This is a genomic window from Bradyrhizobium sp. I71 (genome assembly GCF_022354745.1).
In the GTDB taxonomy this organism is placed as follows: domain Bacteria; phylum Pseudomonadota; class Alphaproteobacteria; order Rhizobiales; family Xanthobacteraceae; genus Bradyrhizobium; species Bradyrhizobium liaoningense.
The window spans coordinates 3630971-3647853 of sequence record NZ_CP059398.1 but is presented as its reverse complement, the minus strand read 5'-3'; the positions used below and the strand labels follow the sequence as shown (position 1 = coordinate 3647853).

Genomic DNA, 16883 nt, shown 5'->3' with positions numbered 1-16883 from the left:
CATGACGCTGATCGACCTCGCCAATCCGACACGGTTCCTCGCCCTGACGGCGCGGGTGTTGCCGTGGCTCGCGGCCGCGACCGTCATCCTGCTCGCGATCGGCCTCTACCAATCCGCGCTCGCGCCCGACGACTACCAGCAGGGCGCGACCGTGAAGATCATGTTCATCCACGTGCCCAATGCCTGGCTGTCGATGTTCGTCTGGGGCGTGATGAGCATTGCCTCGCTGGGCACGCTGGTGTGGCGGCATCCGCTCGCCGATGTCGCCGCGAAAGCGGCAGCTCCGATCGGCGCCAGCTTCACCTTCCTCGCGCTGCTCACGGGCTCGCTGTGGGGCCGGCCGATGTGGGGCACCTATTGGGAATGGGATGCGCGGCTGACCTCGGTGCTGATCCTGTTCCTGATGTATCTCGGCCTGATGGCATTGTGGCGTGCGGTCGACGATCCCTCGCGCGCGGCGCGTGCGGCTGCGGTGCTCACCCTGGTCGGTGCCATCAACCTGCCCATCATCAAGTTCTCGGTCGACTGGTGGAACACGCTGCACCAGCCGGCCTCGGTGATGCGCATGGGCGGCTCGGCGCTCGACAAGTCGTTCCTGATTCCGCTGCTGGTGATGGCGATCGCATTCACGCTGCTGTTCGTCACGCTGCATCTGGCTGCGATGCGCAACGAGATCCTGCGCCGCCGCGTCCGCTCGCTGCAGATGATGCAGGCGAGCCGCATCGCGTTCTCGAGCGAAAGCGGTTCGCGTGGTGAAGGCGCTTCAAACGAAGTCGGGGCCGCTTGATCATGTCGCTCGGTCCCTACGCCTCTTTCATCGTGACGTCCTATGCCGCGGCGGCCGCCGTGGTCGCGATCCTGATCGGCTGGATCGTGCTCGATTATCGCAGCCAGACGCAGCGCCTGCGCGAACTGGAGGAGCGCGGCATCACGCGCCGGTCAGGCCGCAGCGCGACGGAGCTGCGATGAGCGACCAGTCGACCTCCGCCCCGCCGCAGCGCCGCACCTTCCTGATGGTGCTGCCGCTGATCGCCTTCATCGGACTTGCGCTGCTGTTCTGGTTCCGGCTCGGCAGCGGCGATCCCTCGCGGATTCCCTCGGCGCTGATCGGTCGGCCGGCGCCGCAGACGGCGCTGCCGCCGCTGGAGGGATTGCAGGACAACGGCACCCAGGTGCCGGGGCTCGATCCCGCCGCGTTCAAGGGCAAGGTCAGCCTGGTCAACGTCTGGGCGTCCTGGTGCGTGCCGTGCCATGACGAGGCGCCGCTCCTGACCGAGCTCGCCAAGGACAAGCGCTTCCAACTGGTCGGCATCAACTACAAGGACGCCTCCGACAATGCGCGCCGCTTCCTCGGCCGCTACGGCAACCCGTTCGGCCGCGTCGGCGTGGACGCGAACGGCCGCGCCTCGATCGAATGGGGCGTCTATGGCGTGCCGGAAACCTTCGTCGTCGGGCGCGAGGGCACCATCGTCTACAAGCTGGTGGGGCCGGTCACGCCGGACAATCTGCGGACTGTGCTGATGCCGCAGATGGAGAAGGCGTTGAAGTAGTTACCGTCATTCCGGGGCGATGCAACGGCATCGAACCCGGAATCTCGAGATTCCGGGTTCACGCTTCGCGTGCCCCGGAATGACTCCAACTCACTACCCCTTGCTCACATCCCCCGCCTCCGCCTCGCTGGTCTCCAGCGATACCGGCTCGAGGTGGTAGCGCTTGGTCAGCGGCATCTGCGCGATGGCGAAGACCATCGTGATGGGCGTCACGCCGAATACCTTGAAGTTCACCCAGAAGTCGGTGCTCTGGGTGCGCCAGACGATCTCGTTCAGCACGGCCATGCCGGCGAAGAACAACGCCCAGCGCAGCGTGAGGATGCGCCAGCCCTGCGGCGTCAGGTTGAACATCTGGTCGAACATCACGGCGATGAAGGAGCGGCCGAACAACAGGCCGCCGCCGAGGATCGCGGCGAACAGGCCGTAGATGATGGTCGGCTTGACCTTGATGAAGGTCTCGTCGTGCAGCACCAGGGTCAGTGTGCCGAACACCAATACGATCACGCCCGTCACGATGGCCATGATCGGGATGTGGCGCGTCACCACATAGGAGGCGGCCATCGCCACCACGATCGCGACCATGAATGCGCCGGTCGCGGCGAACAGATTGAACTTCGCATTGACGAAGAAGAACACGAGCAGCGGACCGAGCTCGGTCGCGAGCTTGAACAGCGGATGCGGCTGGGTCTTGTCCATTACCTGACCTTCTTTGCTGTCATCCCCCGCGAAAGACGGGGGATCCAGTATTCCAGAGGCAGCTCGGCTGAACCGAGAAGCTGCGGCGTACCGGATGCCCGCCTTCGCGGGGCATGACGAGGAAACCTACGACTCGATTCCGGCGATGGCGCGGGCGAAATCACGCGCGGTGAACGGCGCGAGATCGTCGACGCCTTCGCCGACGCCGATGAAATGCACCGGCAGTTTGAATTTCTCAGCGAGCGCCACCAGGATGCCGCCGCGCGCGGTGCCGTCGAGCTTGGTCATCACGAGGCCGGTGACGCCGGCGGTGCGATGGAAAGCCTCGACCTGTGATAGCGCGTTCTGGCCGACGGTGGCGTCCAGCACCAGCAGCACCGCGTGCGGCGCGCTGGCATCCACCTTGCGGATAACGCGCACGACCTTTTCGAGCTCGTTCATCAGCTCGGCCTTGTTCTGCAGGCGGCCGGCGGTGTCGATCAGGAGCACGTCGATGCTCTGCTCCTTCGCCGCCGTCAGCGCGTTGAAGGCGAGGCTTGCCGAATCGGAGCCCTGCGCACCGGCGATGACGGGCGTCTTCGTCCGCTCGCCCCAGACCTTGAGCTGCTCGATCGCCGCTGCGCGAAACGTGTCGCCGGCGGCCAGCATCACCTTGCGGCCCTCGGACGCGAATTTCTGCGAAAGCTTTCCGATCGTGGTGGTCTTGCCGGAGCCGTTGACGCCAACGACGAGAATGACGAACGGCTTCTTGCCCCCGTCGATCTCGAGCGGTTTTGCAACCGGCGCCAGCACCTTCTCGACCTCGGTCGCGACGACGTCCTTGACCTCGTCGGCCGAGATCGCCTTGTCATACCGCCCCGTGCCGACCGCGTCCGCGATCCGGACCGCGACCGAGGTGCCCAGATCGGCACGCAAGAGCACGTCCTCGATGTCGTCGAGCATGGCGCGGTCGAGCTTGCGCTTGGTGACGAGGTCGGCGACCGCGGTCCCCAGCGAGGACGACGTGCGCTTCAGCCCGTTGGACAGGCGGCGCCACCAGCTCAGCTTGGGGGTCTCGGAGGTATCGTTCATGTGCTCGTGCCGCCGATTTGAAGTTCCTACTCTCTTGCCGCAAGTTCGGTTAGGAACTTCAAATCGAGGAGCGGCCCGAGCGAAAATTTCTTTGCCAGTGCGGCTCTTGGATTTGGCATTCGCTTCGCGCTTGCGGCGAACACCGGGCGAATGCCAAATCCGCCGCACTGGTGTGTGTTAGCCGTTCCGACGATTAAACGAAAGTCTTGCAATTGCTCGATGTTCCCGAATTGACCGCCGAGGAGATTTTGTCGCGCGTGCTCCATCGCGACGGCTTGATGCTGGTCATCAACAAGCCGGCCGGCCTTCCCGTGCATCGCGGTCCCAAGGGCGGCGCCAATCTGGAGGATTCCTTCGACGCGCTGCGCTTCGGCCTGCCGCGGCCGCCGGTGCTGGCTCACCGGCTCGACAAGGACACTTCCGGCTGCCTCGTGCTCGGCCGCCATCGCAAGGCCACCGCATCGCTCGGCCTGCTCTTCAAGCATGGCAAGATCGGCAAAACCTACTGGACCGTGGTCGAGGGCGGCCCCGCTGAAGACGAAGGCACCATCGACATGCCGCTCGGCCGGCTCAACGCCGAGCGCGGCTGGTGGCAGAAGCCCGACCCGGAGGGGCAGAAGGCCATCACCAACTGGAAGGTGATGGGCCGGGGCGAGGGCCTGACCTGGCTCGCCATGGAACCCGTCACCGGCCGGACCCATCAATTGCGGGTGCATTCGGCCGCGACCGGCTGGCCGATCTTCGGCGATAACATTTACGGCAACGGCCCGCGCTTCGGCGAGCCAAAGCTGCACCTGCATTCCCGCGAGATCGTGGTGCCGATCTCCCGGAACAAGGAGCCGGTCCGCGTCGTGGCGCCGGCCCCACCGCACATGCACGAGAAGCTCAGGGCTTGCGGGTGGAATGGGGAATAGGTGCCTATCCTCATGGTGAGGAGGCCGCGTAGCGGCCGTCTCGAACCATGAAAGGCCCCGCTGCACCTCGGCCTGCATCCTTCGAGACGCCCGCGTCGCGGGCTTCTCGGGATGAGGGTCACCCCATGGTTTACGAAACCTTCAGCGCTCCTCTCTAATGATAGCGGTTGCTTAGAAAAAGCTTCCATTAACCGCTCGGGACGAGCAGCGCGTGATGTCCAAGGCCCAGCAATCGATCATCGACGAGGTCGAATCAGCGATTCGGGCAGGCTCGCCGGAAAAGGGGCTGGAGACGGCCCGCCGCGTCACCGGCCTGTTCCTGACTTCCGCCGGCAGCTTTGACGACGAGCAGATCGCACTGTTCGACGACGTGCTCGAGCGCCTGATCGGCACCATCGAGCTGCGCGCCATCGCCGACATGGGCGCACGCATCGCGCTCGCCGAGATCAGCGCCCAGCTCGCGCCGGTCGCGCAGGCACCGCCGTCCGTGATCCGCCGCCTCGCCAACAATGACGAGATCCGCATCGCCGGTCCCGTGCTGCAGGAATCCGCGCGCCTCGACGACGGCGAACTGGTGAAGATCGCCTCCAGCAAGGGCGAGCCGCATCTGCTCGCGATCGCCGGACGCTGGTGGCTGAAGGAGATCGTCACCGACGCGCTGCTGGCGCGCCGCTATCCCAGCGTGAGCCGGCGGCTCGCCGCCAATCCCGGCGCGCGCGTCTCCGGAGGCGGATTTGCCATCATCGTCGGACAGGCCGAGAGCGATCCGGAGCTCGCCGTCAGCGTCGGCGTTCGGGTCGATTTGCCATCGGATCTGCGCCGCCAATTGCTGCGCTCGGCGACGGATGCCGTGCGCGCCCGCCTGTTGTCGCGCGCGCCGTCGCATCTGTTCGAGGAGATCCGGAGCGCGATCGCCGCCGTCACCATCGGCGTCGAGCGCGAGATGTCCGGTGTCCGCGATTTCGAAGGCGCCAAGCGCGCCATCGCGGGTCTCAAGGCGACCGGCCAGCTTGACGAGGCGGCGTTGCTCGGCTTCGCCAGACAACGGCGCTATGAGGAGACGGTGGCGACCCTTGCGGCACTATCCGGATCGACGGTCGAAGTGATTCGCCCACTGATGCAGAGCGTGCGCGAGGACGGCCTGCTGGTGCCATGCAAGGCCGCGCAGCTTAGCTGGGAGACGACAGGCGCCGTGCTCGAAAGCCGATTCGCGACGGGCGCGATGAAGCCGGCCGATCTCGCCAGGGCGCAAGCGCACTACGCGCGCATGACGCCGGAGAATGCAAAGCGGACGCTGCGGTTCTGGCAGGTCAGGGCGTCGTAAATTCTGTTTGGTGGATGCGGCGTTGCACGTTTCTTCCCTCTCGCCTTGTGGGAGAGGGTGGCTCGCCGCGTAGCGGCGAGACGGGTGAGGGGTATCTCTCAGCGAGCGAGCCGCTCGCAATGGCGTATGCTGAAACAACCCCTCATCCGGCGCTACGCGCCACCTTCTCCCACAAGGGGAGAAGGAAGAAGCATGTCCAGACCGGATAGATAGGTAACACAGTAGACCGGATGGATGGGTGACAGTTCTCTGTCGGCTGGGAGGATCAGCCGATGCCTTGGCGGGAGAGCTGTACAGTGGACCTGAGGATTGATTTCATAGCGGATCAGCGAAGCGGCTTGTGGACGATGACAGAGCTCTGCGAGCGCTACGAGATCAGCCGCAAGACCGGTTACAAGTGGCTGGACCGCTACCGGTTGGAGGGGCCTAGCGGGCTTGAGGATCGCTCCCATGCCGCGCGAGTGCATGGGCGAGCGACGCCGCAGCACATTGTGGATGCGATTGTCGGGCTGCGGCTCGAGCGGCCGAGCTGGGGACCGCGCAAGATCGTCAGCAAGCTAGAGGTCCGTCAAGGGGATGTCGATTGGCCGTCAGCCTCGACGGCAGGCGAGATTCTCAAGCGGGCTGGACTGGTGAACAGCCGTCGGGTCCGGCGACGAGCGCCGCCGCGTATGGGACAACTGACAGTGCCTCAGCATGCCAACCATGTCTGGGCCCTCGATCACAAGGGCTGGATCCGGCTGGGCGACCGATCTCGCGTTGAGCCCTTCACGATGACCGATGGCTTCAGCCGCTATTTGATTAGCTTGGCGGCGACGGGCAGCACGCAATATGCCGAGTGCCACCCCCTGCTGGAACGGGCGTTTCGCGAGTACGGCTTGCCGCAGATCATCCGCTCCGACAACGGCTCGCCGTTCGCCTCGACTGGGATCACTGGTCTGACCGCGCTGTCGGTATGGTGGATCAAGCTTGGCATCTGCCATGAACGGATTGATCCCGGCCATCCGCAGCAGAATGGCCGACACGAGCGTTTCCACCTCACGCTTCTGGAGGCCATGCGGCCACCGCCGCCGACCAAGGCCGCGCAAGCCCGTCGGTTCGCAGCATTTATGCGCGACTACAACGAAGAACGGCCGCATGAGGCACTTGGGCAGCGTCCACCTGCCAGCGTCTACAAGGCTTCCCCTCGTGCGATGCCCAGTCGGCTTCCGGAGCCGAATTATCCGGTCGGAGCGGCGGTGCGCCAGGTTCGCTCCAACGGCGAGATCAAATGGCGTGGCGAGCTCATCCATCTTTGCAGCGCTCTCGCTGGTGAAACAGTTGCCGTGGAGGAAACCGCCGAGGGGCAATGGCAAGTGCGCTTCTTCAACATGCCGATCGGCATCGTCGACCAGAAAACATCAACGCTGCGGCGCTGCGCTAGCGCAGCGCCGCAGCGGACCGAACCATGAACGACTGTTACCTATCCATCCGGTCTGGTTTGTTACCCATCCATCCGCTGGACAAGCAGAGCTACGCAGTCAGCCGCTCGCCATCGCTGCCGGTAATCTTGCGCGACACCACGCTTCCAACACACTCGCCCGCAACAGCCACCGGAAGATAATGCTCCGTTCGGCCCTGCCCCGCGCTCTCGATCAGCACATCGCGCGTGGCGCCGATCTCGGTTTGCAGCCGCCGCCGCAACGCCACCTCCCCCGCCGCGCGTAGTTGTCTCGCGCGTTCCTTGATTTCCGGCCCCGCAACCTGCGGCATTCGCGCGGCCGGCGTGCCGGGCCGCGGCGAATAGGGAAAGACGTGGAGGAAGGTGAGGCCGCATTCCTCGACGAGGTCGAGCGAGCGCGAGAACATCTCCTCCGTCTCGGTCGGAAAGCCCGCGATGATGTCGGCGCCGAAGGCGATGTCCGGGCGCAGACGGCGGACCTGGTCGCAGAACGCGATCGCATCCTGCCGCGAATGCCGCCGCTTCATGCGCTTCAGGATCATGTCGTCGCCCGATTGCAGCGACAGGTGCAGGTGCGGCATCAGTCGCGCGTCGCCGGCGATGGCATCGAGCAGATCGCTGTCGGCCTCGATCGAATCGATCGAGGAGATGCGCAGGCGCTTCAGCTCCGGCACATGCCGCAAGATCTGCCTGGTCAGCAGGCCGAGTTTCGGCGCGCCCGGCAGATCGGCGCCATAGCTGGTGAGATCGACGCCGGTCAGCACGATCTCGGCATGACCACGCTCGACCAGCGTCCGCACCTGCTCCACCACGGCACCCATCGGCACCGAGCGCGAATTGCCGCGGCCGAACGGGATGATGCAGAAGGTGCAGCGATGGTCGCAGCCGTTCTGCACCTGCACGAACACACGCGGCAGGCCGCTCGCATAGCCGTCGACGAGGTGCGGCGCCATCTCCCTGATAGCCATGATGTCGCTGACGGCGATCTTCTCGCTGGCGCCGACGCCGAACGCCGCGTGCGTCTCGCGCCACGCTTCGCCGTGCAGCTTGTCGTCATTGCCGACGACACGATCGACCTCGGCCATGTCGGCGAACATCGCAGCTTGCGTCTGCGCGGCACAGCCGGTGACGACGATGCGCGCACCGGGCCGCTCGCGCTTCAATTTGCGGATCGACTGGCGCGCCTGCGCCACCGCCTCGTTGGTGACGGCGCAGCTGTTGATGACGATGGTGTCGGAAAGGCCTGCGCCCTCCGCCTTGCTGCGGATCACCTCGGCCTCGAAGGCATTGAGGCGGCAGCCGAAGGTGACGACCTCGACGCCCATCACGTGACGGGCGCGAACAGCGCCGGATCGAAGGTGCCCTCATATTCGAAGGTCGCCGTGCCGGTCATCAGCACGTGGTCGTCGCGTTCGCGCCATTCGATGCCGAGCTTGCCGCCGGGCAGCGTGATCTCGACCTTGCGCTCGGCGCGCTTCAGCCGCGCCGCGGCGACGGCCGTGGCGCAAGCCGCCGACCCGCAAGCCCTGGTCAGGCCGGCACCGCGTTCCCAGGTGCGGATCGTGATGTGCTCGGGATCGACGATATGGGCGAGCGTGATGTTGGCGCGCTCGGGGAAGATCGGATGGTTTTCCAGCAGCGGACCGAAACGTTCGAGGTCATAGGCGTTGACGTCCTCGACCCAGAACACCGCATGCGGATTGCCCATGCTCACCACGGAGGGTGAATGCAGGATCGGATCGTCGATCGGCCCGATCTGCAATTCGATGTAGCGGGTGTCGCGAAACTCTTCCGCCAGCGGAATGTCCTGCCAGCCGAACTTCGGCACACCCATGTCCACGGTGTAGAGATCGGCCGCTGGGCCCTGCCAGGCATTGAGCAGGCCGGCGGCCGTTTCGAAGGTCGCGGCGGTCTGCCCGGTCTTCTCGAAGATGCGGCGCACCACGCAACGCATGCCGTTGCCGCAGGCGCCGGCCTCCGAGCCGTCATTGTTGTAGATGCGGATGAAGGCTTCGGTGCCGTCCAGCCGCGGCTTCTGCAGCACCATGAGCTGGTCATAGGCGATGCCGCCTTGCGCAGCCGCTACCGCCCGCGCATCGTCCGGCGTCACCCGGCCTGCGGAACCGCGCATGTCGACAACAACGATCTCGTTGCCGATGCCGTTCATCTTGGCAAATGCGTGGTTGGCCAGCGCGCTCATGAAAATTCCCGAATTTCGCCCGCCTTATATGGCGATCCTTGCCAGCTTGGCCAGTGATTTGCGGCCGCGAGCCAGGACGTCGGCCATGACGCATCTGTCATGGGACGAATTCGGCGCTCGCGTGTTAGAACGGCGCGGTTCGCGCGAACCGGGACGCGCGGCCAGGTTGAGGCCTTGGTGGGTAAGGCCTTGATGAATTTGGGCCTTGGTGAATCCAGGCCTTGGGGAGAATAGAATGACCAGTTTTCGTCGTCTCGCTCTGGCCGCGCTGATCCCGGCGGCCATGTCGATTGGCCTGTCCGGGGCTCCGGCACAGACACCCAGCCCGGCACCGGCCGCGTCGGCAAGCCCCTCGCCTGCGCCATCGGCGGCACCCGCCCCCGCGGCAAGCGCGTCGCCAGCCCCGGCAGCGACGCCTTCGCCCGCCGCCAGCGCTTCACCCGGCCCGGCGGCGTCCCCGCCCGCGGCGGCCGCAAGCCCCGCTCCGGTGCAGACCGCCGATCCCTTCGGCCTCGAGACCACGCTCGAGGCGAGGAAGGTCGTGATGGTCAAGGGCACTGCCAATTGGGATTCGGCCTTCGACACGCTGATCGACGCCTTCAAGGCCCTCAATGCGCTGCTGGACAAGCAGGGCATCAAGCAAGCCGGCAATGCGATGATCGTCTACACCTCGACCGACGACACCGGCTTCACCTTCCTTGCCGAGATCCCGGTCGACCAGGATCCGAAGAACTTGTCCAAGGACATGAGCATCGGCAAATCGCCGGAGGGCAAGGCGTTGAAATTCGTCCATCGCGGGTCCTACGACAACATGGACAACACCTATGAGGCGATCACCAACCATCTCGACGACAAGAAGCTGGAAGCCAAGGACACCTTCATCGAGGAGTACCTCACCGATCCCCTGAAGACGGCCGAGGACAAGCTCGTGATCAATGTTTTCGTGCCGCTGAAGTGAGAATGATGAAAAAGCCTGCCCTGCTCGCCGCCGTATTCGCCACCGCACTGCTGACGGCGCCCGCACGCGCCGACGATTTTCCGTCCGCCATTTCGGTGAGCGGCGAAGCCACGATTTCCGCAGCCCCGGATCTCGCGCAGATCGATGCCGGCGTCGCCAACGATGCCAAGACGGCGAAGGAAGCTTCCGACGCCAACAATGCCGCGATGGGCAAGGTGCTGCTGGCGCTGAAGGGCGCAGGGATCGCCGAGAAGGACTTCCAGACATCGCGCTTGTCGCTGCAGCCGCAATACGGTCAGAACAAATCCACCGGCGCCTCGCCCGTGGTCGGATTCCGCGCGAGCAACCGCGTCACCGTGAATATCCGCGACGTGACCAAGGTGGCCGGCATCATCGACACGCTGGTCAGCGCCGGCGCCAACGATATCGGCAATATCTCCTTCGAGGTGACGCAGGCGTCAAAGCTGCTCGACGATGCACGCGAGCAGGCGATCGCCGATGCGCGGCGCAAGGCGGAGGTCTATGCCAAGGCCGCCGGCGTGACGCTGGGCGCGCCGCTCAGCGTCACCGAGGGCGGCGGCCCGGTGCCGCTGTTCAAGGGCCGCATGGCAGCGCCAATGGCCGCTGCACCACAGGCCGCGGTGGCGCCGGGCGAGGAGACGCTGTCGGTGACGGTGAATGTGAGCTGGGCGATCAAGCCGGGACAGTAGGTCTCGTGTCCCGGACGCGCTGCGGCACGCAGTGACGCTGCGCAGAGCCGGGACCCAGCAGCAACACGATACCACGATACAATGCAGCGACATGGGCCCCGGCTCAGCAGCGCATCACTGACGTGCTGCGCTGCGTCCGGGGCACGAGCTGTGCGTGTGGAGAGCTAAATCTCCACCACTTGCCCAGGCTTCATCGCCACGAATCTGTCCTGCGGAATCTGCGCGGCATCGAGCGCTTCCACCAAGGCCTTCGCCGGCGCGTCGATCGCTTCATCCGTCAGTTGGAACGTGCCGTGATGGTGCCCGAGCGCTTGCTCGGCGCCGCAGTCGAGCAGCGCCTTGACGGCATCTTCCGGGTTCATGTGCTGGTCGCGCATGAACCAGCGCGGCTCGTAGGCGCCGATCGGGAGGATCGCGAGGCGTAGTAGCCCGTGCCTCTCGGCGACGCGGCGGAAGTGCCGGCCGTCACCATAACCGGAATCGCAGACGATGTAGATCCGGCCGGCCGGCGTCTCCAGCACGAAGCTCGCCCACAGCGCCTTGTTGCGATCGAACATGCCGCGCGCGGTCCAGTGCCGGGTCGGCACCAGATGCACGGCGATGCCGCCGCCGAGTTCGACGCGATCGTGCCAGTCGAAGGCCTCGACCTTGATGGTGGGATCGGCGCCGCGCATCGTGACGTCATTGCCGAGCGGGGTGACGACGCGCGGGGCGAAATTCTTGGTGAGCCGCGACAGCGTCGCGATATCCAGATGATCGTAATGCCCGTGCGAGACCAGCACGACATCGATCTGCGGCAGCTTCTCGAAGGCGATGCCGGGATCGTTGTGCCGCTTCGGCCCGGCCCAGGCGACCGGCGAGACCCGCATCGACCAGACCGGATCGACCAGGATGTTGAGGCTGCCGGCCTGGATCAGCCAGCTGGCGTGGCCGACGAAGGAGAGCCGCACCTTGTCGCCCTCGACGCGCTCCGGCGGGATGTCGGCATGCGGGCTCGGCGCCCAAACGGGCCATTTCGCGCGCTGCCGTTTGCCGCCAAATTGCCAGCGCAGCACCTCGCGAAGCGATTTCGGCGGTGCCCCGTCCGGATCGAAGAAGTGCAGGCCGTTGAAATGGTCGGAGGCGGGGCCGTCATAGGTTTTCATGCGGAAGATCCAGCGCGAGGACGCCGACCGGAGCACCGGCGCCGGCGAGCGGCCCCCAGAAGTCGGGTGACCGGCAGGCTCGTAGGGATAGTCGGGCGGTAAGACATCACCGGCTATATGGGCCGGGCTGGCAGAAAAGGAACCCATGGCCAAAAAGGTCACATTTTCAGTACCTTGCCTTATCAAGGGCGCCCCGGCACCCTAACTTTCCTTGACTTTTGGGCGGGAGCGGCGTTTAACCCCGCCACTTTCTCGGAAAGGCTTTCTTTTCGACCCGCCGACTGGCCTTAGGACCAGAGGTCAACGCCCGACAGCGCTGTGCGCCCTCGGGCGCAAAGGTGTTTGGAAGATCGCTTGCCCAGGAAAGCGGTCATCCTCCGCGAAGGCGGGGGATCCAGTATTCCAGAGGCGGCTCGGATAGAACCGAACAGCAAAGGCGTACTGGATGCCCGGTCAAGCCGGGCATGACAGTGGTGAACGCGGCAACCCCTGCGCGAGCAGGACAAGGGACAACGGCATTGTTCGACAATCTGTCGGAACGGCTTGGCGGAATTCTCGATCGTCTGACGGGGCGCGGTGCGCTGACCGAAAAGGACGTCGACGCCGCGATGCGCGAGGTGCGCCGCGCGCTGCTGGAGGCCGACGTCGCGCTCGAGGTGGTCCGCAGCTTCACCGAGCGCGTCCGCGAGCAGGCGATCGGCGCCACCGTCGTCAAGTCGGTGACCCCCGGCCAAATGGTGGTCAAGATCGTCCATGACGAGCTGGTCAATACGCTGGGCAGCGAAGGCCAGACCATCGACGTCAATTCCGTGCCGCCGGTGCCGATCATGATGGTCGGCCTGCAAGGCTCGGGTAAGACGACCACCACCGCAAAGCTCGCCCGCCGCATGGTCCAGCGCGACAAGCGCAAGGTGCTGATGGCCTCGCTCGACGTCTACCGCCCGGCGGCGATGGAGCAGCTCGCCGTGCTCGGCCGCGACCTCGACATTCCGACCCTGCCGATCGTGGCGGGGCAGCAGCCGCCGCAGATCGCGAAGCGTGCGCTGGAAGCCGGCAAGCTCGGCGGCTACGACGTCGTGCTGCTCGACACCGCCGGCCGCACCACGCTCGACGAAGACATGATGGCGGAAGCGGCGGCGATCAAGGCCGCGGCGAACCCGCATGAAGTGCTGCTTGTCGCCGACAGTCTCACCGGCCAGGACGCCGTGAACCTCGCCCGCTCGTTCGACCAGCGCGTCGGCCTCACCGGCATCGTATTGACCCGCGTCGACGGCGACGGCCGCGGCGGCGCCGCGCTGTCGATGCGCGCTGTCACCGGCAAGCCGATCAAGCTGCTCGGCACCGGCGAAAAGACCGACGCGCTGGAGGATTTCCATCCCGATCGTATCGCCGGCCGCATCCTCGGCATGGGCGACGTGGTGTCGCTGGTCGAGCGCGCCGCCGCCAACATCGACGCCGAAAAGGCCGCACGCACCGCCGAGCGCATGCGCAAGGGTCAGTTCGACCTCAACGACATGCGCGAGCAGCTGCTGCAGATGGCGAACATGGGCGGCATCAGCGGCCTGATGGGCATGATGCCCGGCATCTCCAAGATGAAGAACCAGATCGCGGCGGCGGGCATCGACGACAAGATCCTGAAGCGCCAGGTGGCAATCATCGATTCCATGACGCGCGACGAGCGCCGGCATCCGGACGTGTTGAAAGCCAGCCGCAAGAAGCGCATCGCCGCCGGCAGCGGCCAGAGCGTCGAGCAAGTGAACAAGCTGCTCAAGATGCACCGGAACATGGCCGACGTGATGAAGGCCATGGGCTCGGGCAAGCGCGGCCCGCTCGCCGGCATCGCGCAGGCCATGGGCTTCGGCGGCGGCATGAAGATGCCCTCGCCTGAAGAGATGAAGGCTCTTCAGGAGAAGATGCAGAGCGGCGGCGGACAAGGCCTGCCCAATCTGCCGAAGGATCTGCCGCCCGGTCTTCGCTCAGGCCTGCCGAATGTGCCGGGACTTACGGGCCTCAGCGGCAAGCCGACCCTTCCAGGGCTCGGCGGCTTTCCCGGCAAGAAAAAATGAGGAATTCGTCGCGGGGGACCGCACCGGTCCCGCGCAACGCGAAAATACCGATCAACCGAACAAAACGTACTTTGAAGGAGAACTGAATGTCCGTCGTTATCCGCCTCGCCCGCGCAGGCACCAAGAAGCGTCCCGTCTATCACGTCGTCGTTGCCGACTCGCGCTTTCCGCGCGACGGCCGCTTCATCGAGCGTCTGGGCTATTTCAATCCGCTGCTGCCGAAGGACAACGAGGCGCGCCTCAAGCTCGACCTGGAGAAGGTGAAGGCCTGGGTCGCCAAGGGCGCGCAGCCGTCGGACCGCGTGGCGCGTTTCCTCGACGCTGCCGGCGTCAAGAAGCGCGAAGCGCGCAACAACCCGGAGAAGGCCGTGCCGCGCAAGGAGCGCAAGGCGCAGGCCGAAGCCGCAGCGAAGTCGTAAGGCCCGGCCATGTCGGCGCTGGTCTGCGTCGCGCGGATCGGCGCCGCGCATGGTGTGCGCGGTGCGGTCAAGCTGTGGACCTTCACCGAGGATCCCTTCGCCGTCAGGCGCTACGGCCCGCTGCTGTCCAGGGACGGCAAGCGCCAGTTCGAGGTCGCGACGGCGCGCGAGGCCAAGGATCATCTGGTCGCAACGTTCAAGGGCGTCACGACCCGCGATGAAGCCGAGCGCCTCAACGGCATCGAACTCTACGTTCCGCGTGACAAGCTGCCCGCGACCGACGCAGACGAATATTACCACACCGACCTGATCGGTCTCGCCGCCGTCACCACGGACGGCGAGCCGCTCGGCCGCGTCGTCGCGATCCAGAATTTCGGCGCCGGCGACATCATCGAGATCGCCCCGCCCAAGGGCCCGACGCTGCTGCTGCCATTCTCCAATGCGGTGGTGCCGGAAGTCGATCTCGCCGGCGGGCGCGTGGTGATCGCACTGCCGCAGGAAATCGAGGGCGACGAAGCTCCCTCCGCGAGTCGTCCCCGCCTAGTGCGCAAAGCGCACGGGGGCGGGGACCCATAGTCACAGGCCGTGGTTTTTTGGCTAAGCTGGTAGCCCCCATCATCGCAAAGCGAAGTGCGGTGGTTATGCGTCCGGGCTCGGCGCTTCGCGCGCCCCGGGACGACGAGACATTTTGGATCCGATGACCAATCCCTCACCCTGGCGCGCGACGGTGCTGACGCTGTTTCCGGAGATGTTTCCGGGACCGCTCGGCGTGAGCCTGGCCGGCCGGGCGCTGGCGTCCGGACTCTGGCAGCTCGAGGCGCGGGACATCCGCGCCTCCGCCACCGACCGCCACCGCAGCGTCGACGACACCCCGGCCGGCGGCGGCCCGGGCATGGTGCTGCGCGCGGACGTTCTGGCTGCCGCCATCGACGCCGCGGAGATCGGACCGGAGCGGCCGCGCCTCTTGATGAGCCCGCGGGGTCGGCCATTGACCCAGGCCCGGGTCACGGAGCTGGCCAGGGGCCCCGGCCCCCTGATTGTCTGCGGGCGGTTCGAGGGGGTGGACCAGCGGGTGATCGACGGACGGGGCCTCGAGGAGATCTCGATCGGCGACTACGTCCTGTCCGGGGGCGAGATTGCGGCCCTGGCCCTGATCGACGCCTGTGTGCGGCTCCTGCCCGGGGTGATGGGCAAGGAGGCCTCCGGAACCGAGGAAAGCTTTTCGGACGGGCTGCTCGAGTATCCCCAATACACCCGCCCGCAGCTGTTCGAGGGGGTCCCGATCCCGGAAATCCTGACCTCGGGCGACCATGCCAAGGTTGCAGGCTGGCGGCGGGCGCAATCGGAGGCCCTGACGGCGGCCCGGCGGCCGGATTTGTGGGCGCAAGTGCCGACCCCCGTCCCGAATCGGGCCGGGCGCCAAAAAACGCCAAAAACCAAGACAGACGGGTGACAAACGCTCCGGCTTGCCTTATAGGAGCGGCCACATCCGCAATGGCTGGATAGACGAATTTCGCGCAGCCCCCGTTTGAAAAGGCTGGGCGCGCCGATGGAGATTTACCCATGAACCTGATCAAGCAGCTCGAGCAAGAGCAATTCGACAAGCTGTCCGCCGGCAAGGACATTCCGGAATTCGGCCCCGGCGACACCGTGATCGTCAACGTGAAGGTCGTCGAAGGCGACCGCACCCGCGTGCAGGCCTATGAAGGCGTCTGCATTGGCCGCTCCGGCGGTGGCCTCAACGAGAGCTTCACCGTCCGCAAGATCTCCTATGGCGAGGGCGTCGAGCGCGTGTTCCCGGTGATGTCGCCGATGATCGACTCGATCAAGGTGGTGCGCCGCGGCAAGGTGCGTCGCGCCAAGCTCTATTACCTCCGCAATCTCCGCGGCAAGTCGGCCCGCATCGTCGAGAAGCAGGACCGCCAGGCCGCCGTCGGCGAGTAAGCTTCGCCCCACCGGGCAAGTTTCCAAAGCGCGGGGCTCGGCTCCGCGCTTTTTTGTTTGGCCTCAAGCCGCGCATGCGGTGCCGCCCCTCACCCTGAGGAGCGCGGAACGCGCGTCTCGAAGGGCGAGGCCGCAGACCGGGCCTTCATCCTTCGAGACGCGCGCAAGAGCGCGCTCCTCAGGATGAGGGTCATGCCCTGACCGCGCATTGAAAGCACTCGCGATTTCAATTCGGCCTGCTATATATTCTTGGAATGTTTCCAGATCTGACCAGCCCCTCGTCCGCCAAGCGCATCGTCATCGACGATCGCTCGCGGCTGCCTGGCCGGTTCTTCGGACGCTTCGCGACCTCGGCAACGTCAGAGCTTACGCGCGCAGCCTAAAAGCTGCGCTGACGGTTTTGTTGCCCGCGCGCCAGGCGCGCTCATCGCTGACACACATTCTT

At 65.7% G+C, this 16883-nt stretch carries 18 protein-coding genes; 13 read left to right on the top strand and 5 right to left on the bottom strand.

Annotated elements, in window-relative coordinates; genetic code table 11:
- The first annotated feature begins 1 nt into the window (after position 1).
- From FJV43_RS17710 to FJV43_RS17700, 3 genes are read left to right on the top strand one after another with little or no spacing between them, the layout of a single operon-like run.
- Entirely contained in the window at positions 2-787 is a 786-nt protein-coding gene (locus FJV43_RS17710) for a heme ABC transporter permease (RefSeq protein WP_061880181.1), read from the top strand.
- Complete coding sequence (ccmD, locus tag FJV43_RS17705; protein WP_028177747.1) at positions 784-969, top strand: heme exporter protein CcmD; 186 nt, start codon at positions 784-786, stop codon at positions 967-969. The genes FJV43_RS17710 and ccmD overlap by 4 nt, the downstream gene beginning before the upstream one ends.
- A complete protein-coding gene (locus FJV43_RS17700; protein ID WP_239628905.1) occupies positions 966-1550 on the top strand; it encodes a DsbE family thiol:disulfide interchange protein in 585 nt (194 codons plus the stop codon). The genes ccmD and FJV43_RS17700 overlap by 4 nt, the downstream gene beginning before the upstream one ends.
- Before the next feature lie 93 nt (positions 1551-1643).
- Here the strand turns inward: FJV43_RS17700 and FJV43_RS17695 are convergent, their stop codons facing one another.
- Together FJV43_RS17695 and ftsY are read right to left on the bottom strand one after the other, a co-directional pair.
- Positions 1644-2246, bottom strand: coding sequence for a septation protein A (locus tag FJV43_RS17695; protein WP_239628903.1), 603 nt, complete (start codon positions 2244-2246; stop codon positions 1644-1646).
- A 126-nt stretch (positions 2247-2372) separates the two neighbouring features.
- Entirely contained in the window at positions 2373-3317 is a 945-nt protein-coding gene (ftsY, locus tag FJV43_RS17690) for a signal recognition particle-docking protein FtsY (RefSeq protein ID WP_239628901.1), read from the bottom strand.
- 212 nt (positions 3318-3529) lie between these two features.
- On the opposite strand from ftsY, the gene FJV43_RS17685 reads away from it, so the two are divergent.
- The 3 genes from FJV43_RS17685 to FJV43_RS17675 all read left to right on the top strand — a co-directional run bounded on the left by FJV43_RS17685 (position 3530) and on the right by FJV43_RS17675 (position 7006).
- Positions 3530-4231 (top strand): RNA pseudouridine synthase, encoded by a 702-nt coding sequence (locus FJV43_RS17685; protein WP_239629459.1) that lies wholly within the window; start codon positions 3530-3532, stop codon positions 4229-4231.
- Positions 4232-4445: 214 nt separating this feature from the next.
- Positions 4446-5555 (top strand): DUF2336 domain-containing protein, encoded by a 1110-nt coding sequence (locus tag FJV43_RS17680; RefSeq protein WP_239628899.1) that lies wholly within the window; start codon positions 4446-4448, stop codon positions 5553-5555.
- Between the two features lie 296 nt (positions 5556-5851).
- Positions 5852-7006, top strand: coding sequence for an integrase core domain-containing protein (locus FJV43_RS17675; protein ID WP_239628897.1), 1155 nt, complete (start codon positions 5852-5854; stop codon positions 7004-7006).
- Positions 7007-7067: 61 nt separating this feature from the next.
- Here FJV43_RS17675 and mtaB read toward each other — a convergent pair whose 3' ends face one another.
- Positions 7068-8321: a tRNA (N(6)-L-threonylcarbamoyladenosine(37)-C(2))-methylthiotransferase MtaB gene (mtaB, locus tag FJV43_RS17670; RefSeq protein WP_239629458.1), complete on the bottom strand. Its 1254-nt coding sequence runs from the start codon at positions 8319-8321 to the stop codon at positions 7068-7070.
- Positions 8321-9196, bottom strand: a complete 876-nt coding sequence (dapF, locus tag FJV43_RS17665; RefSeq protein WP_239628895.1) for a diaminopimelate epimerase — start codon at positions 9194-9196, stop codon at positions 8321-8323. The genes mtaB and dapF overlap by 1 nt, the downstream gene beginning before the upstream one ends.
- 235 nt (positions 9197-9431) lie before the next feature.
- On the opposite strand from dapF, the gene FJV43_RS17660 reads away from it, so the two are divergent.
- Both FJV43_RS17660 and FJV43_RS17655 read left to right on the top strand, forming a co-directional pair.
- A complete protein-coding gene (locus tag FJV43_RS17660) occupies positions 9432-10154 on the top strand; it encodes a GyrI-like domain-containing protein (protein ID WP_239628893.1) in 723 nt (240 codons plus the stop codon).
- A 5-nt stretch (positions 10155-10159) separates the two neighbouring features.
- Positions 10160-10864: an SIMPL domain-containing protein gene (locus FJV43_RS17655; protein WP_239629456.1), complete on the top strand. Its 705-nt coding sequence runs from the start codon at positions 10160-10162 to the stop codon at positions 10862-10864.
- Between the two features lie 164 nt (positions 10865-11028).
- Here FJV43_RS17655 and FJV43_RS17650 read toward each other — a convergent pair whose 3' ends face one another.
- Positions 11029-12009, bottom strand: coding sequence for an MBL fold metallo-hydrolase (locus tag FJV43_RS17650; protein WP_239628891.1), 981 nt, complete (start codon positions 12007-12009; stop codon positions 11029-11031).
- 518 nt (positions 12010-12527) lie between these two features.
- On the opposite strand from FJV43_RS17650, the gene ffh reads away from it, so the two are divergent.
- The 5 genes from ffh to rplS all read left to right on the top strand — a co-directional run bounded on the left by ffh (position 12528) and on the right by rplS (position 16438).
- Entirely contained in the window at positions 12528-14075 is a 1548-nt protein-coding gene (gene ffh / locus FJV43_RS17645; protein ID WP_239628889.1) for a signal recognition particle protein, read from the top strand.
- Positions 14076-14161: 86 nt separating this feature from the next.
- A complete protein-coding gene (gene rpsP / locus FJV43_RS17640; protein WP_061880170.1) occupies positions 14162-14494 on the top strand; it encodes a 30S ribosomal protein S16 in 333 nt (110 codons plus the stop codon).
- 9 nt (positions 14495-14503) lie between these two features.
- Positions 14504-15070 carry a ribosome maturation factor RimM gene (gene rimM, locus FJV43_RS17635; protein ID WP_239628887.1) on the top strand — a complete coding sequence of 189 codons (567 nt, stop codon included), beginning with the start codon at positions 14504-14506 and terminating at the stop codon, positions 15068-15070.
- Positions 15071-15191: 121 nt separating this feature from the next.
- A complete protein-coding gene (trmD, locus tag FJV43_RS17630) occupies positions 15192-15947 on the top strand; it encodes a tRNA (guanosine(37)-N1)-methyltransferase TrmD (protein WP_239629454.1) in 756 nt (251 codons plus the stop codon).
- Between the two features lie 110 nt (positions 15948-16057).
- Positions 16058-16438: a 50S ribosomal protein L19 gene (rplS, locus tag FJV43_RS17625; protein ID WP_011083318.1), complete on the top strand. Its 381-nt coding sequence runs from the start codon at positions 16058-16060 to the stop codon at positions 16436-16438.
- The last annotated feature ends 445 nt before the right edge of the window (positions 16439-16883 follow it).

Bases quoted from the DNA above. Each gene is read 5' to 3' on its own strand.
- FJV43_RS17710 (WP_061880181.1), top strand. From the start codon at position 2: ATGACGCTGATCGACCTCGCCAATCCGACACGGTTCCTCGCCCTGACG.
- FJV43_RS17700 (WP_239628905.1), top strand. From the start codon at position 966: ATGAGCGACCAGTCGACCTCCGCCCCGCCGCAGCGCCGCACCTTCCTG.
- FJV43_RS17695 (WP_239628903.1), bottom strand. From the start codon at position 2,246: ATGGACAAGACCCAGCCGCATCCGCTGTTCAAGCTCGCGACCGAGCTC.
- ftsY (WP_239628901.1), bottom strand. From the start codon at position 3,317: ATGAACGATACCTCCGAGACCCCCAAGCTGAGCTGGTGGCGCCGCCTG.
- FJV43_RS17680 (WP_239628899.1), top strand. From the start codon at position 4,446: ATGTCCAAGGCCCAGCAATCGATCATCGACGAGGTCGAATCAGCGATT.
- mtaB (WP_239629458.1), bottom strand. From the start codon at position 8,321: ATGGGCGTCGAGGTCGTCACCTTCGGCTGCCGCCTCAATGCCTTCGAG.
- dapF (WP_239628895.1), bottom strand. From the start codon at position 9,196: ATGAGCGCGCTGGCCAACCACGCATTTGCCAAGATGAACGGCATCGGC.
- FJV43_RS17660 (WP_239628893.1), top strand. From the start codon at position 9,432: ATGACCAGTTTTCGTCGTCTCGCTCTGGCCGCGCTGATCCCGGCGGCC.
- FJV43_RS17655 (WP_239629456.1), top strand. From the start codon at position 10,160: ATGAAAAAGCCTGCCCTGCTCGCCGCCGTATTCGCCACCGCACTGCTG.
- FJV43_RS17650 (WP_239628891.1), bottom strand. From the start codon at position 12,009: ATGAAAACCTATGACGGCCCCGCCTCCGACCATTTCAACGGCCTGCAC.
- rpsP (WP_061880170.1), top strand. From the start codon at position 14,162: ATGTCCGTCGTTATCCGCCTCGCCCGCGCAGGCACCAAGAAGCGTCCC.
- rimM (WP_239628887.1), top strand. From the start codon at position 14,504: ATGTCGGCGCTGGTCTGCGTCGCGCGGATCGGCGCCGCGCATGGTGTG.
- trmD (WP_239629454.1), top strand. From the start codon at position 15,192: ATGACCAATCCCTCACCCTGGCGCGCGACGGTGCTGACGCTGTTTCCG.
- rplS (WP_011083318.1), top strand. From the start codon at position 16,058: ATGAACCTGATCAAGCAGCTCGAGCAAGAGCAATTCGACAAGCTGTCC.